Annotated in this window: 10 protein-coding genes; 5 read left to right on the top strand and 5 right to left on the bottom strand. The window is 40.7% G+C overall.

Features of this window, described 5'->3' with window-relative positions:
• Positions 1 to 30: 30 nt before the first annotated feature.
• The 3 genes from IQ244_RS04095 to IQ244_RS04085 form a co-directional block, all read right to left on the bottom strand.
• Positions 31 to 1,383, bottom strand: a complete 1,353-nt coding sequence (locus IQ244_RS04095; protein WP_193890067.1) for a nitrogenase component 1 — start codon at positions 1,381 to 1,383, stop codon at positions 31 to 33.
• A 321-nt stretch (positions 1,384 to 1,704) separates the two neighbouring features.
• Positions 1,705 to 2,682 carry a nitrogenase iron protein gene (nifH, locus tag IQ244_RS04090; RefSeq protein ID WP_193890065.1) on the bottom strand — a complete coding sequence of 326 codons (978 nt, stop codon included), beginning with the start codon at positions 2,680 to 2,682 and terminating at the stop codon, positions 1,705 to 1,707.
• Between the two features lie 236 nt (positions 2,683 to 2,918).
• Positions 2,919 to 4,139, bottom strand: coding sequence for a substrate-binding domain-containing protein (locus tag IQ244_RS04085; protein ID WP_193890063.1), 1,221 nt, complete (start codon positions 4,137 to 4,139; stop codon positions 2,919 to 2,921).
• Positions 4,140 to 4,580: 441 nt separating this feature from the next.
• Here IQ244_RS04085 and IQ244_RS04080 point away from each other — a divergent pair, with 441 nt between their 5' ends.
• On the top strand, positions 4,581 to 4,961 hold the full coding sequence (locus IQ244_RS04080) for a hypothetical protein (protein ID WP_228058731.1): 381 nt from the start codon (positions 4,581 to 4,583) through the stop codon (positions 4,959 to 4,961).
• Between the two features lie 144 nt (positions 4,962 to 5,105).
• On the opposite strand, the gene IQ244_RS04075 is transcribed toward IQ244_RS04080, so the two are convergent.
• Positions 5,106 to 5,315 (bottom strand): TOBE domain-containing protein, encoded by a 210-nt coding sequence (locus IQ244_RS04075; RefSeq protein ID WP_193890061.1) that lies wholly within the window; start codon positions 5,313 to 5,315, stop codon positions 5,106 to 5,108.
• A gap of 459 nt (positions 5,316 to 5,774) precedes the next feature.
• Here IQ244_RS04075 and IQ244_RS04070 point away from each other — a divergent pair, with 459 nt between their 5' ends.
• Positions 5,775 to 7,658 (top strand): iron uptake porin, encoded by a 1,884-nt coding sequence (locus tag IQ244_RS04070; RefSeq protein WP_193890059.1) that lies wholly within the window; start codon positions 5,775 to 5,777, stop codon positions 7,656 to 7,658.
• Between the two features lie 316 nt (positions 7,659 to 7,974).
• Here IQ244_RS04070 and IQ244_RS04065 read toward each other — a convergent pair whose 3' ends face one another.
• The gene (locus tag IQ244_RS04065) at positions 7,975 to 8,166 is read right to left on the bottom strand and encodes a hypothetical protein (RefSeq protein ID WP_096576031.1); all 192 of its coding nucleotides are present in this window, start codon (positions 8,164 to 8,166) and stop codon (positions 7,975 to 7,977) included.
• 426 nt (positions 8,167 to 8,592) lie between these two features.
• Between IQ244_RS04065 and thrC the strand changes: the two genes are divergently transcribed.
• The 3 genes from thrC to IQ244_RS04055 all read left to right on the top strand — a co-directional run bounded on the left by thrC (position 8,593) and on the right by IQ244_RS04055 (position 15,054).
• The gene (thrC, locus tag IQ244_RS04060; protein WP_193890057.1) at positions 8,593 to 9,684 is read left to right on the top strand and encodes a threonine synthase; all 1,092 of its coding nucleotides are present in this window, start codon (positions 8,593 to 8,595) and stop codon (positions 9,682 to 9,684) included.
• Positions 9,685 to 9,830: 146 nt separating this feature from the next.
• Positions 9,831 to 9,962, top strand: a complete 132-nt coding sequence (locus tag IQ244_RS32920; RefSeq protein WP_265578899.1) for a hypothetical protein — start codon at positions 9,831 to 9,833, stop codon at positions 9,960 to 9,962.
• Positions 9,963 to 10,107: 145 nt separating this feature from the next.
• On the top strand, positions 10,108 to 15,054 hold the full coding sequence (locus IQ244_RS04055) for a PAS domain-containing protein (RefSeq protein ID WP_193890055.1): 4,947 nt from the start codon (positions 10,108 to 10,110) through the stop codon (positions 15,052 to 15,054).
• Positions 15,055 to 15,056 lie beyond the last annotated feature (2 nt).

Genomic DNA, 15,056 nt, shown 5'->3' with positions numbered 1-15,056 from the left:
ATTGATGAGGATTCATCCCAACAGGTAATATCATTCAACCTCTTCCCACGGTGCAGATTTGTGTACTTGTGACCAAATGGGACTGTAAATAGTTGCGTACAATTCTTGTGCGGCTGCTAACACCCCTACATAACCAGCGTAAACATAATGCCGTTCTGGATTAATGTTGAGGAAAGGAATGTGGGATTGACAGGCGAGAGAATTGAAGCCATTGCTTGCTATGAATAGATCAGCTTGATTTTCATTAATTATCAACATAATCTCGGCGATTTGGTCATTTACTAAAACTATGTCATCTCTATCAAGCCATTGTTTCAGTCTATTTTTATCTTCTTGATTCAATCTTCTACTACTAATCGGAATCACATTCATCCCTAAAGACTTAGCAGACGAAATCATCTCCCATACAGGGAAATCAGTCATATCAATAATTACAGTTTTACCTGCAAGTTTGGATTTATAGAATGTGAGTTTTTCAGATAAATTATCAATCTCTTCGGCAATTAATTTTTCTGTGCGTTCTCTAAGTTCATTATTACCCAGCTTGGTAGCAACATTTCTCAAAAGTTGATTAATCTCTTCCACACCATACAATGATGTTTCAATATATGGTATATCAAATTTATCCTGCATTTTTTTAGCAAATTTCAACATCACTTTTGCCGAAATTACGACATTAAGTTTAGCCCGATGGGCATAACAAATTTCTTTGTAATGAGTATCACCTGTAATTTTGGCTAAAACTCTGATACCTAATTTTTCTAGCAACGGCAAGATATGATTAACTGCACTGGCGATATTATATTCACTAATAATATTGATGTCATAAGGTGTAATAAATTCTGGTTCGGCTGTGCCAATTACCTGTTCTATTAAAGTTTCCCCAGCCAGACGAATTCCTAAATTTTTGCGTCCAACAAAACCAGGAGAATCTACAGGGATAATTGGTATTCCTGTTTGTGCATGAGCATCGTTACAAGCTCCATGAATGTCATCACCAATCAGAGCAGAAACACAAGTAGAATAGACAAATACAGCACTAGGTTGGTAGCGTCTAACTAACTGGACAATAGCTTTTTGTAATTTATTAGCACCGCCAAAAATAATATCGCTTTCCTCCATATCAGTGGTAAAGCGAACTTTGTTGAGTCTAGAATCAGATGCAAGATTGCTGTGATTTCCCCAATAATTACTCATGCACCCACTTGGCCCATGAATTAAATGTGCAGCATCAACAATAGGTACAAGAGTTAACATTGCTCCATCAAAAGCACAATCTTCATGAACATCTAAAGCTGAAGGTACTTCCATCCCAAATCTATCTTCATTGTCTGGCATTGAATTATGAGGATGTCTGTTGGTATTTTCTTGATTAGTTTTCATAGCTCGTGATTAGCAGGTAGTATTTGGGAATTGAATCTAAAAAACTCATCTCATCTGTGTGTCTAGAAGCGAGATAAAAAAAGAATGGGAAAGTTATTTTTCCCATTCCCTTGGAAATAAACAACCAACCAAGTAGAGAAAGAGAAAAAATAAAATACTAATTCCGCATTAAAAATCTGAAAAGGTTACGGTAAGAACGGTAAAGCGAAAACATCCGAAACAATAGTTCAGCTATGAGAATACCTCCAAATATTGATAGAATCTTGAGGATAGAGTGGGCTATTTTCGCCCACCCAATGCTGATGAGGTAACTAACAAACTTTAGTTTTTGTCACTACCAGAAACAACTTCAACATTGCCTTGTTTGAGTGCTTCTAATGCTTCGCCTTGAGCATCTTCTTGCTTTTTAGCAGCTTCTTCTTGGGCATTAGCAGCGGCAATCATTTTTGCAGCATTTTCTTCACTTTCAAGAATACCGAACTCAATCAACAAATCTTCTAGCTCATCCATTTCGATGGGTGTAGGAATGGCAAGATTTTTATTGTTGATAATCTTGTCCGCTAATGTGCGATATTCCGACGCTTGATTGCTGTCAGGTGCATACTCGTTAACCGTCATCCGACGCAATTCAGCGTGTTGCACGATGTTGTCACGCGGTACAAAGTGAATCATCTGGGTGCTTAATCGGGATGCTAGGGTGGTAATCAGTTCATCTTCTCGGTCTGTTTTGCGGCTGTTACAAATTAGGCCACCCAAGCGCACACCGCCAGTGTGTGCATATTTCAGAACACCACGAGCGATGTTATTAGCTGCAAACATCGCCATCATTTCACCAGAGGTAACAATATAGATTTCTTGGGCTTTCCCTTCCCGAATTGGCATGGCGAAACCACCACATACAACGTCACCGAGTACGTCATAAGATACGAAATCTACGTTACTGTAAGCGCCGTTTTCTTCCAAAAAGTTAATCGCGGTGATAATACCTCGTCCAGCGCAACCTACGCCGGGTTCAGGGCCTCCAGATTCCACACACCTAATCCCCCGAAAACCTTCAATCACAACTTCTTCAAGTTCAAGATCTTCGACTGCACCACGTTCAGCAGCTAAGTGCAGAACGGTTGTTTGAGCTTTAGTGTGGAGAATCAAGCGGGTAGAGTCAGCTTTGGGGTCACATCCGACAATTAAGATGCGTTGACCAACTTCTGCCATTGCCGCAAGGGTATTTTGGGAGGTGGTAGATTTACCAATGCCACCTTTACCGTAAAAGGCTATTTGTCTAATTTTTTCGTCGGACATGATGATGTAGTTTCCTAGTAATTGGTGAATTGTTGTGGGTCTGCGATGTGAAGTGTTCGCATGGTAAGTAGAACGTCGTTGGAGGCGATCGCTCTACTCCCACAACTGTGAAAATCCAGTACATATTGAAGTGTGAAGTGTAAATTCTGAAGTGTGTAGACGCTTTTAGCATCTTCCCGTAAGGTAGTAGGAAATTTTACCCTTCCTACTTACTCCCTATTTCCCTATTCCCCAGCCTAAACAGTTGCTACAACTTCCCCAATTTTGCTAATGTCGTAGCCACCGAGAACCTCTAATTGCGAGTGAACCATCCGATGTCCCAAGGTACTCAGCAATTGTTGTATTGGTGATTCTTCTAGATATTCCTTGAGAATTACTAAGTCGTAGCGTGACTGATGCAGTGGGATAAATCCTAAGCCAAAGGTTGCAGCGATGGATGCTGTACTAATACCTGCGTCGGCTAACCCGAATGCGACAGCTTGGGCAACATCTTGGTGACTGGTAACAATATGCTCAAATCCTTTGACTGCATCAAATGGTATTTGTGCTTCTTGTAGTTTGCGTTCCAACAGCATCCGGCTACCAGCGCCAGTTTCACGATTGATAATTGTTGCTTTGGCTGCAACTAAATCGGATAGTGTTTTCCAGTCTTTGGGATTACCCGATGGCACTAATAATCCTTCTTCCCATAAACCTAGGGTAATTACAACTGCTGACTTTCCCGCTAAAACCTCTCGCACAAAAGGAACATTATGTTCGCCTGTTTTCGGATCATACAGGTGCATCCCAGCAATGTGCGCTTCACCTCTGCATAAACTGTGTAATGCAGCCATGCTGTTAGCAAAGGTAAAATGCACTCGCAACTGTGGATGCCAGCGTTCGGTAGCCCTTGCCCATAAGGAAATTACAGGTGAACAGCCAGCAATAACTACTGTATTATGTAGTGCTTCGAGATTATCGTCTAAAAGCCTGACTTTGACTTTATCTGCACCTATTTGCTTTTCTGCCTCTCCCTCCGGATGACGCTCGTTCCTCGCTACCGCTGACGCTAACAACAGTTTGCTTATGCCGGGGAACCCGTCCACCGCAACTGTCTCACCATCAGCAGGTGTCATATCTTGGCGAAACGCATCTTTTCCCACTAAAGGATAAGCTATCCATTGTCCGCCAACTCTGGCTAGGCTGACGCGCAGAGGTTGATTAATCGTGACAGGTTTGGCCAGAATGGCTTCAATTTCCGGTAAATCCTGCTCTAACCAGAATAGATCCTCAACTTGACAGCCAAGTGCTTTCGCTAATTTTAGGGTGATGGCAACAGAAGGAGCATATTGTCCCGACTCTACACCACTAATAGTTTGACGAGTGACACCAGCGATGTTTGCTAAATCTTGCTGGCTCATTCCTAAGCGGGTTCTGATTGACTTCAAGTTATTGCGGAGGTCACTATCCTGCTTCATTGGCTTCCTTTTTTCTCAACTTTACAAAGCCGTAGCGGATTTACCTGTATCTGCCCTTGCAAAAGATTTGTTTTATTTTTGCTTTGCCTTTTCGATTCCCTCTAAAGAAAGAATAACATACATCTTGCTAGTTTACTTGCGAAAAAATCAAAAATTTTGGCACTAAGTTCGTTTTACCTGCTTTTGTCAGGCAGTAGTAATCATCAAACCTGGAGATAACAGGCTTTTGAGGCTTGGTAGTTTTCAAAATTTGTTGGTTAATTTTTTAGTTAATTACCAATTAAGTTGGTAAAAAGCTACGTTTGATACAGTTTTTATTTTTAGTTTCGGTTTTGATGCTTTTGAGGTGGGTAATTTCCTTAGTGAAAAATACACCAACAAATATTGTTACAGGGATCAGGCGATCGCGCCATAGTTCTAACTATCTAGATATCCCTGGCAATGAAAGATTTTAGAGGCAATATGATTACCGAAGAAGATTTGGCACAGCAATTTACTACTATTGTCGAACACACTCATCCGGGTGCATGGGAAGTAATTCGCCACTGTTATGTGAAAGTCATTAATCCCCAGTTTACATATCTGCATCCTACATACTTCCATAAACGATATGTCAGTATTTACTGTCCTGACAAACTGATGGCTGCTGTACTCACGCAAAAAAATCTCCTCAGAGAAGTAGCACATTACTTGGGGCTAATTGAAGTTGTCTGCTTCAATGCTACCAACTTAGTTAAAGATCCTATGTCTCATCTGAAGCGAACTCATCCTCAGCTATGGTTAGATTTGCTATGGATTCTGTCAACCAAGCATGAGAATTAGCTAATATCAACTAGCGCAAGATAGATTGTTTAAAAGTTGGCGATCGCAACTTTTATCTACTACAAAAAAAGTGTGAAAATTCGATACAGCAAAGGACAGCTTAACTGCCCTTTGCTTACTATCGATTAACTAATTATTAATTAGTTAATCGATAGCAATTATGACATCAGTAGCTTTAATGATTGCATATACTTCCTTGCCCTCAGACAGTTTGAGGTTTTCTGCTGATGATTTAGTAATAATGGCAGTTACTTCTACTCCATTACCAATATCTATTGTTACTTCAGTGTTGACACTACCAGCCTCAACCTTTTTAACTGTCCCTTTTAAGCCATTGCGGGCGCTAACTTGCATATTCTATTGCTCCCTGATTGAGTATTCTTAGCAGGTTTAATATAGCATTTAGTATTTTTAAAATTTAGCAATATCAAATTCAACGCAGTTTTTTTACTATTTTTTTATATTTATACTATGTCACCGAATAAATACCAACTATATAGGATTTTACAAATAAAGTTGGTAAAGAACTAGTAAAATATTATCTGTACTTACCCTGAGTTCAACGAGCGCTAATTCTAGAACGTAGTATGTTACAAGTTTTGCATCTAGCGCAATTGTCTCTTCAATACGTTACAAGGCAAAACTCGTAACTGGGTAAGTATTTTCCTGACTGAGTTGTTAACATTTCCACACAACTTAAGCGGGCGAACTTTTAAACTCACCTTAACTATGATAGATTAGCTTTACCAACTTTCTTGGTTAGTATATAGTTTTACTAACTTGATTGTGTAATATATATCAGGTGTGAGGCGCATGAATAGTATTTTACGTAGTGCAGTATGGATAACTCCAATATTGTTGATTGCTAGTGTCGTTACAAGTAAAAAAGTGCTGGCAAATCCGGTTGAAGCTAACAGCAATATACAGGCAGAAAGTATCAAGTTAATCCAAACACAACCAACTCCGACTGCTCAAACAGAGGTTAAACCTGAAAATATTAATGTATCAGAATTAACACAGCAAAATGATAATTCCGATACAATGAATCAAGTTACATCCGTGTCCCAGCTATCAGATGTGCAACCTACAGACTGGGCATTCCAAGCTCTACAATCTTTAGTTGAGAGATATGGATGTATTGCAGGTTATCCCGATAGTACATATCGTGGTAATCGCGCCATGACGCGTTATGAGTTTGCCGCTGGGTTAAATGCTTGCTTAGAAAAAATTAATGAATTAATTGCCACTAGTACCGCTGATGCTGTAAAAAAAGCAGACTTGGAAACCTTACAAAAACTGCAACAAGAATTTGCTGATGGTCTAGTAGAGTTGCGCGGTAGAATCGATCCACTAGAAGCACGTACCGCCGAACTAGAAGCCAATCAATTTTCCACCACAACCAAATTATCAGGGGATGTAATTGTCACCTTTGGAGGTGTATATGGTGATGAAAAAGCTTTAACTTCCGATGCGTGGCGGACTATCAATAATACACCAGGTGGAAATAGAGCCGCCAGAGAAGCCACCGCCTATAGAAGTGCTGGTGGGCGCGACTTGGAAGACAATACAATATTGGCTGACCGAGTGCGAATAATATTTGATTCGAGTTTTTCTGGTCAAGACCGCTTGCGGTTAATATTAAGAGCAAATAATACTCTAGCTTTTAATGCGACAAATCAAGTGTCTGGGACAAACATGACACGGTTGGCTTGGGATACAACTCTTGAACCAGATAACAGTTTTGGAGTTGCCAAGTTATTTTATAACTTTCCCGTTGGGGATAAGTTGAATGTGAATGTTGACGCAATTGGCGGTTCATTTTTCGATAATTTCAACACCGTTAACCCCCTATTCTCAGCTGCAACAACTGGTGCTATTTCGCGGTTTGGTCGGTTTGCACCAATTTATCGTGCAAGTAACTCTGGACTGGCGGTTGGTAGAGGTTCTGGTATCAGTGCTATCTTCAAGTTGAGTGATGCTATTACCTTCTCAGGTGGTTATATAGCGAGAAATGCCGAAAATCCCGTTGATGGTAGAGGTTTGTTTGATGGTAGTTATGGTGCTTTAGGACAGGTAGCATTTCAACCAAATAAAAACTTGACGCTGGCTTTAACTTACGCTCACTCTTACTTTAGTGCTGTTGATGGTAATGGAGTTGCAACTGGTGATGTGAATGTTTCTGGTTCTGAAGGAAGTACCTTTGCAAATAATCCTTTTGGGACAACTGCAAATCCAATTGCCACATCAGCTAATCACTACGGCATTCAAAGTAGTTATAAGTTGAGTGATAAATTCATCTTATCTGGTTGGGTGGGTTATACTCAGGCGATCGCTGAAACAAATTCTGGGCGAAACCCCGTTACCAACACTGTCAATAGAGGCGATAAGGCAGATATTTGGAACTGGGCTGTTACTTTAGGACTTCCCGACTTAGGTAAAAAAGGTAATGTCGGGGGAATTATTTTTGGTCAACCGCCGAAGGTGACAAGTAATGATTACGGGGCGCAAACTCTCACCGCTACAAGTGCGCGTCGTGAAGATAGCGATACTTCCTATCATTTAGAAGCTTTGTATCGTTATCAGGTGAACAGCAATATTTCAATTACACCAGGGTTTATTGTCCTGTTTAATCCTGAACACAATAGAAATAACGACACTATATATGTCGGTACTATTCGCACAACTTTCCGTTTTTAGAGAATAGGTTGTGAAAGTTCTCAGTTAAGCTGTGTGAGCAGTTTCATACTCACACAGCTTGAATTTGTCTGAAAATCAGTAGTTTACTCCTATCCTAATTGTTTTTGATAGTGCTAAGTTTTATTTATACAGATTTTAAACATCAATACGCAAAGAGTTTTCATTAGCGATCGCCGTATTTAGCTTTTCTCGTAGACAATGCCAAAAATTACGGTTTTAAATTTTAGTTAGATAAAAATCAACGCTTTAAATTAGCGCTGTGGTCACAATCAGATTTACATCTGATATTAGGCGATCGCTTTTGATGAAAATGAATTTATTCTTCTTCTGGATGAGCCGCCGCTAACTTTTGCTCTTTCAAGTTTTGTAATTGCTGTAACAGAGAATCTACCTCTGCTTCCAGGTTTTTCAACTTAGCTTGCTGATCTGCTTGATAGTACGACTTGTTCAGATCACTGATTAAAGTAGCTTGAGACTGCCGTTCTGAAACACTAGATAATGTAGACATTGCTTACTAAGTATAGATACACAACTCAACTCACACCAATATTAAATATTATAGTAGTGTCGGTTTAAGGTTTGTTAAATTATTGTATAGTTTTCATCAAATCATCTGATGGGTTACGAGTTTTGTGATAAGTGACGGCGATGATAATCTGATGTTCCCCTGTGGCGATCGCTACAAAAAATTAAGAGCCTGTATGCTTCTAAGTCCCTTGACACCCCTACACTCTTACACCCATGCTTGTTCAAGTGAGCAAGCGGTTATGTTAAACTAACAATCTGCACAAAATAAAAATCATCTCAAAAATTACACCAAACAAAGATAATATTTTTCTGGAATAGTAAAGTGCAAACTGTGGAGAGAGAAAGCTAAATATTAGCTTTGATCATCCATCACCAATAAATCTTTAGCGAAAAACTGTTAAAACCTGTGACTGTGAGCTTGTCTGTTGCTAAATCTCATCGCCAACCTTGGCCCGGACTGATAGAAGCCTATCGTGAGTACTTACCTGTCAGTGACAATACACCTGTTGTTACCTTGTTAGAGGGTAACACTCCTTTGATTCCGGTGCCGGCGATCGCAGAACGCATTGGCAGACAAGTTAGTGTATTTGTGAAGTACGACGGTCTTAACCCAACTGGCAGTTTTAAAGACCGGGGGATGACAATGGCCATTTCCAAAGCCAAGGAAGCTGGTGCCAAAGCAGTAATTTGCGCCAGTACAGGTAACACTTCCGCCGCCGCCGCCGCTTATGCCAAACGTGGGGGAATGGATGCTTTTGTGCTGATTCCTGATGGTTATGTTGCTCTGGGCAAATTAGCACAAGCTTTATTATATGGAGCCGAAGTCCTGGCAATTAAAGGGAATTTTGACCGCGCCTTAGAAATTGTCCGAGAAATGGCCGAGAGCTATCCGATAACTTTGGTAAATTCCGTTAATCCCTACCGCTTAGAAGGGCAAAAAACCGGAGCCTTTGAAGTAGTTGATGCACTGGGTAACGCGCCAGATTGGTTATGTATCCCTGTGGGAAATGCCGGGAATATCTCTGCATATTGGATGGGATTTTGTCAATATCACCAAGCTGGTAAATGCGATCGCCTACCCAAGATGATGGGATTTCAAGCCGCAGGTGCAGCGCCCTTAGTTAACGGTCAACCAGTCGCCCATCCCGAAACCATCGCCACAGCCATTCGCATTGGGAATCCCGCTAGTTGGGACAAAGCGATCGCGGCTCAATCTGCCAGTCAAGGAAATTTTCAAGCCGTCACTGATGCCGAAATTCTGGATGCTTATCGGCTTTTGGCTGCATCCGAAGGGATTTTCTGTGAACCAGCCAGCGCCGCTTCTGTAGCCGGATTATTAAAAGTCAAAGACCAAGTACCCACAGGTGCAACAGTAGTTTGTGTGCTGACAGGTAACGGACTCAAAGATCCCGATACAGCCATTAAGCACAGTGATAGTAAATTTCAGCAAGGCATCCCCGCCGAACTAACAGCTGTAGCCACAGCAATGGGATTTTAAATAGGCGGAGTTAAGGGTTAACAAGTCAAAAATTTTCATGTTCAACCACATCCCGCCGAGAACTAAAGTTCCAGGCTCATAGCCAAAGTCCACTCAACTGGACTGCAATATATTTCTCGTTCAGTCATCTTGAGATGACTTGCGCTATGAGACTCGGAATTCATTCCGAGGCGGGACAGATGCACTCAACGAACATTCATTTGTGTGTACACCACAGCCGTGAACAGCGAGGAGAGACAAAACGTAGTTTTGGCGGTGGGGTTCCTCGGTTTTTATAAGTAATCAAGCGGACATGATATGAGTCCTAGATGATTAACCTTCCAGCAACCTCTATAATCTGTTAACAGTTTTATCTCAGCATTCCCTATTGCCTATTTTGAGGATAGATGTAATTTTTAGGGAGCTTATGTTTGAGACAAATCTATGATGGATTTTTTTAAAATCCTTTTAACTACTCAACAGTTTATTCCTCATGGTCATTGCTATCTTTGGCAATCAAATTTACTAGGGCTGCATATTTTATCTGATAGTTTAATTGCACTGGCGTATTATTCAATTCCCTTCACCCTACTTTATTTTGTTCGCCAGCGCCGAGATTTGCCATTTAACTGGATATTCTTGCTATTTGCCACATTTATTATTACCTGTGGTACTACCCACCTGATGGAAATTTGGACGCTCTGGTATCCTACCTATTGGCTAAGTGGGGTTATCAAAGCTATTACCGCTTTCATCTCACTGTACACAGCATTTGAACTCATAAGTTGGATGCCAAAAGCACTTGCTTTTCCCAGTCCGGCACAACTGGAGGCTGCTAATCAAGAACTAGAAAGGGAAATCAACGAACGCCAACAGGTAGAAGCCGCCTTGCGGTGCAGTGAAGAACGGTGGCATTTAGCTATTGCTGGTACGAATGAGGCGATTTGGGATTGGAACATATCAACTAATCAAACTTTCCGGTCTGAGCGTTGGTTTGAGATGTTGGGATATGAACGTTATGAACTGAGTAGTAACGATGATGAATGGAGCAAACGCATACATCCTGATGATTATGCACAAGTAATCGCAGATCAAACCGCTTATTTATTACAACAAACCCCAGATTATAACTTTGAATACCGACTACGCCGCAAAGATGGTAGTTATGGGTGGTTTAGATCACGGGCAAAAGGGATCTGGGATGAGCAAGGAAATGCCGTGCGATTGGTTGGTTCACTAGGGGAAATTACAGACCGCAAACAAGTAGAATTGGCATTGCAAGAGCGAGAAGCCATGTTGCGCCGGATTGGAGATAACTTACCAAATGGCGCAATTTATAAAGTTATTCGGGAATTAGATGGGAGCGATCGCTTTTACTATCTGAGTGCGGGAATTGAAAAAATCATGGAAGTTAGTGCAGCAGATGCACTCAGGGATGCAAGCTTACTCTATCGTCAGTTTATCCCAGAAGATATGCCCCGACTGGAGGCAGCTGTTAATGAGTCAATGCAACATCTCTCTATTTTTAATGTTCAGCTGCGAATCTGCACACCCAGTGGTCAAATTAAATGGTGTCATTTTCGTTCCTCGCCACGTCAGTTAGAAGATGGTCGCATAGCTTGGGATGGACTGATAGTGGATGTGACCGAATTTAAACGGACTGAAGAAATACTCCGCAAAAATGAAGCTTTGTTAGAAGAATCCCAGCGAGTGGCTCGTCTGGGAAACTGGGACTATGATCTGGCTACTGGGAAAATTAGTTGGTCAAAAGGACTGTTTGAACTTTTTCAACGAGATCCAAATCTGTTGGCTCCCAGCTATGAAGAAAATTTACAACTATATCACCCTGAAGATCGGCAAAAATTAAACCAAGCTGTAGTGCGTACTATCTCCACTGGTGAATCTTACAAACTAGTTTTGCGTGCGACCAGATCTGATAAAGAGGAAATCTATATTGAGGGGATTGGTTATGCAGAGTTAAATGCTAATCGAGAAGTAGTCCGCCTTTATGGTACTACTCAAGATATTACCGATCGTAAGCAAGCAGAATTTGCCTTACAAGCAAGCGAACGCAGATTTCGAGGAATTTTCAATCATTCATTTCAGTTTATCGGACTACTGAATATTGATGGAACTTTGTTAGAGGCGAATCAGACAGCGCTCGATTTTGCAGAACTTAAGCCTGAAGATGTAATTAATCGACCATTTTGGGAAACACACTGGTGGACAATTTCACCAGAAACCCAAGAGCAACTTAAACAGGCAATTGCTTCAGCGGCTCAAGGAAACTTTATCCGCTATGAAGTTGATGTTTTAGGAGCAAATAACCGAGTAGCAACCATTGATTTTTCCTTGCGTCCACTTCAAGACGAAAGTGGCGAAGTGATTTTGTTAATTCCTGAAGGCCGGGATATTACTGAACAACAAGTTGCGTTGCGCGATCGCCTTCAGGCGGAAGAAAAATTGCGCCGTAGTGAAGCACAGCTAACTGCTGCACAGCATATTGCCCATGTTGGTAGTTGGGAATGGAATTTGGGTAATGAACAGCAAATTTGGTCAGCGGAAACCTTTCGCATTTTTGGCCTCTACCCAATTCAACCAGCACCAACTCAAGCTGAATTTTTGCACATGGTTCACCCAGATGATCGGTCAATTTTACAAGCCCATTTTTTAGAGGCAGTTGTAGATACAACCCCTCTTAATATTGAGTTTCGGATTATTAGACCTGATAACTCAATCCGCTATTTGGAATTTAGAGCCGAGGTAGTTTATGATACTCAAGGAAAAACAATTAAGTTGTTTGGAGCCGTTCTCGATATTACAGAGCGTAAACAAACTGAATTAGAAATTATTAAAAGCCGCGACTTGCGAGAAGCTATTTTTAATGAATCTACGGATGCGCTGTTTTTAGTTGATCCCAAAACACTATTAACTACAGACTGTAATCATCGGGCAGTAGAATTATTTGCCGCCTCATGTAAAGCTGACCTAATTGGTATTGAAGGATACGCCCTACAAAAACGACAGTTGAGTTCTCAGGAATTAGCTGATATCGTTGACCAAATTAACCAGCAAGGATTTTGGTGTCAAGAAATAGAATACGTCACCAAACAGGGCAAGAGTTTTTGGGGAAACATCGCAACTAAAGAAATTAAGATTGCCGATCAAGTTATGAATCTGGTGAGAATTACAGATATCAGCGATCGCAAATATACAGAAGCAGCTTTAGCTAAAAGTGAAGAACAACAGCGACTAACATTAGAATTCACTCATATCGGTATCTGGGATTGGAATCTTCAGACACAAGAAGTTATCTGGAATGAGCAAATTTATCGCTTGCTGGGTTTAGATCCAGAAAAATCTACAGCCCAATATCAGTTATGGAATGACGCTATCCATCCAGAAGATTTAGAACGAATTGAACAGGCTGTCTTCCAGGCTTTGACAGAACATACTAATTTTGAAGCTGAATATCGGGTGATTCTCCCGAATGGAGAAATTCGCTGGCTACTAGGCAAAGGACAGGGGATTTATGACAAAGTAGGTCAGCCCATGCGGATGTTAGGGGTGATTATTGATATTAGCGATCGCAAACTCGCACAAGATAAGCTCAAGCAAGCAGAATTGCGATATCGTACTGTCGTTGAGCAAATTCCGGGAGTAGTGTATACATCACCAATCAGCGATAGTTTGGAATTTGCCTACATTAGCCCCCAAATTCAAACATTACTCAATGTTCCGCCACAAGAATGGGAAGCAGGCTTCTGTAACAGTTGGGCAAACTTTGTACATCCCCAAGATCACCTACGTGTCTTACAAGCAGTTCAAACCGGTATCGCCACTGGAGAGTCTATCAACACTGAGTATCGGATGGTGACTAGGGATAACAAAGTCATTTGGGTACAAGATCAAGCGAGTTTAGTCTTAGCACCTGATGGAAAAACCCAAATTCTACAAGGGGTAGCTTTTAATATTAGCGATCGCAAACAAGCAGAACAAGCACTGCAAGAGAAAGAGCATTTTTTACGCAGTATCTACGATGGCGTAGGACAGTCAATTTTCGTCGTCGATGTTGTCAATGATGATTTTCGCTATGTGGGTTTTAACCACACTCACGAAGAAATAACGGGTTTACGTTCAGATGAGTTGCAAGGTAAAACCCCAGAACAAGTTCTTCCACCAGATGCAGCGGTAATAGTCAGACAACATTATCAAAATTGTCTAGCCGCAGGTACAACCATTACTTATAACGAATGTTTATCTTTTAAAGGACAGGAAACCTGGTGGATTACCAGTCTGACACCTCTGAGAGACGAAGACTTAAGTATTTATCGCATTGTTGGTAGCAGTATTAATATCACAGAACAAAAACGCGCTCAACAATTGCTAGAACTGCAAGCAGTCATTACTCGCAATATGGCTGAAGGTATTTGCTTGGTTCGCGCCAACGATGGAATTATCGTCTATGCAAATCCTAAATTTGAGCAACTGTTTGGTTATGAAACCAATGAATTAACCGAGTTACATATATCAATTGTTAATTACGCAGATGATCAAGCTCAAGCAGAAGAGGTGAACAATACCATTACTGCGGCTGTTTTAGAACATGGTGAAGCTAGTTATGAAGTCCACAATGTGAAAAAAGATGGCACTCCCTTTTGGTGTAGTGCAACCACCTCTATGTTTGAACATCCTGAATACGGACGAGTTTTCGTTGCTGTTCACCAAGACATTACCGAAAAAAAGCAAGCACAGGAACAACTCAAAGCATCTCTAAAAGAAAAAGAAGTTTTACTAAAAGAAATTCATCATCGGGTCAAAAATAACTTAGGCATTGTGAGCAGCTTATTACAAATGCAGTGTCGTCGCACAGAAGACCCTCAAGCAACAGCAATTCTCCGCGATAGCCAAAATCGCATTGCTTCTATTGCCCTAGTTCATGAAAAACTCTATCGTTCCGCAGATTTAGCCAATATTGATTTTGCTCAATACATCCCAGATCTCACAACTCATTTATTTGATTCTTACAATATCACTCCCAACTGTATTAAACTAAAAATCCAAGTTAATAATGCCAGCTTGGATATTGAAACAGCAATTCCTTGTGGTTTGATTATTAATGAATTAGTTTCAAATGCTTTAAAATATGCTTTTACAGATCAAGGTAAAGGAGAAATTATAGTTAGCTTAGAGCAACAAGGAAATGACAATTTGATACTGACTATTCGAGATAATGGAGTTGGATTACCTCAAGATTTTGATAGTAAAAACACAAAAACTCTAGGTATTATTCTTGTACAAGGCTTAGTTAAGCAGTTAAGAGGCACGATGGAGATTAGCCATCAGCAAGGAACAGAATTTAAAATTACTTTTACAAAAAGCAAGGCATGAAT

This window comes from Nostoc sp. LEGE 06077, assembly GCF_015207705.1.
GTDB lineage: Bacteria > Cyanobacteriota > Cyanobacteriia > Cyanobacteriales > Nostocaceae > Nostoc_B.
Note: the sequence above shows the minus strand (reverse complement) of the source record. Positions and strands in the feature narration are given on the sequence as shown.

What these genes read in the sequence shown, in the direction of transcription:
- IQ244_RS04095 (WP_193890067.1), bottom strand. Translation starts at nt 1,383, where the DNA reads ATGAAAACTAATCAAGAAAATACCAACAGACATCCTCATAATTCAATG.
- nifH (WP_193890065.1), bottom strand. Translation starts at nt 2,682, where the DNA reads ATGTCCGACGAAAAAATTAGACAAATAGCCTTTTACGGTAAAGGTGGC.
- IQ244_RS04085 (WP_193890063.1), bottom strand. Translation starts at nt 4,139, where the DNA reads ATGAAGCAGGATAGTGACCTCCGCAATAACTTGAAGTCAATCAGAACC.
- IQ244_RS04080 (WP_228058731.1), top strand. Translation starts at nt 4,581, where the DNA reads ATGAAAGATTTTAGAGGCAATATGATTACCGAAGAAGATTTGGCACAG.
- IQ244_RS04075 (WP_193890061.1), bottom strand. Translation starts at nt 5,315, where the DNA reads ATGCAAGTTAGCGCCCGCAATGGCTTAAAAGGGACAGTTAAAAAGGTT.
- IQ244_RS04070 (WP_193890059.1), top strand. Translation starts at nt 5,775, where the DNA reads ATGAATAGTATTTTACGTAGTGCAGTATGGATAACTCCAATATTGTTG.
- IQ244_RS04065 (WP_096576031.1), bottom strand. Translation starts at nt 8,166, where the DNA reads ATGTCTACATTATCTAGTGTTTCAGAACGGCAGTCTCAAGCTACTTTA.
- IQ244_RS32920 (WP_265578899.1), top strand. Translation starts at nt 9,831, where the DNA reads ATGAGACTCGGAATTCATTCCGAGGCGGGACAGATGCACTCAACGAAC.
- IQ244_RS04055 (WP_193890055.1), top strand. Translation starts at nt 10,108, where the DNA reads ATGATGGATTTTTTTAAAATCCTTTTAACTACTCAACAGTTTATTCCT.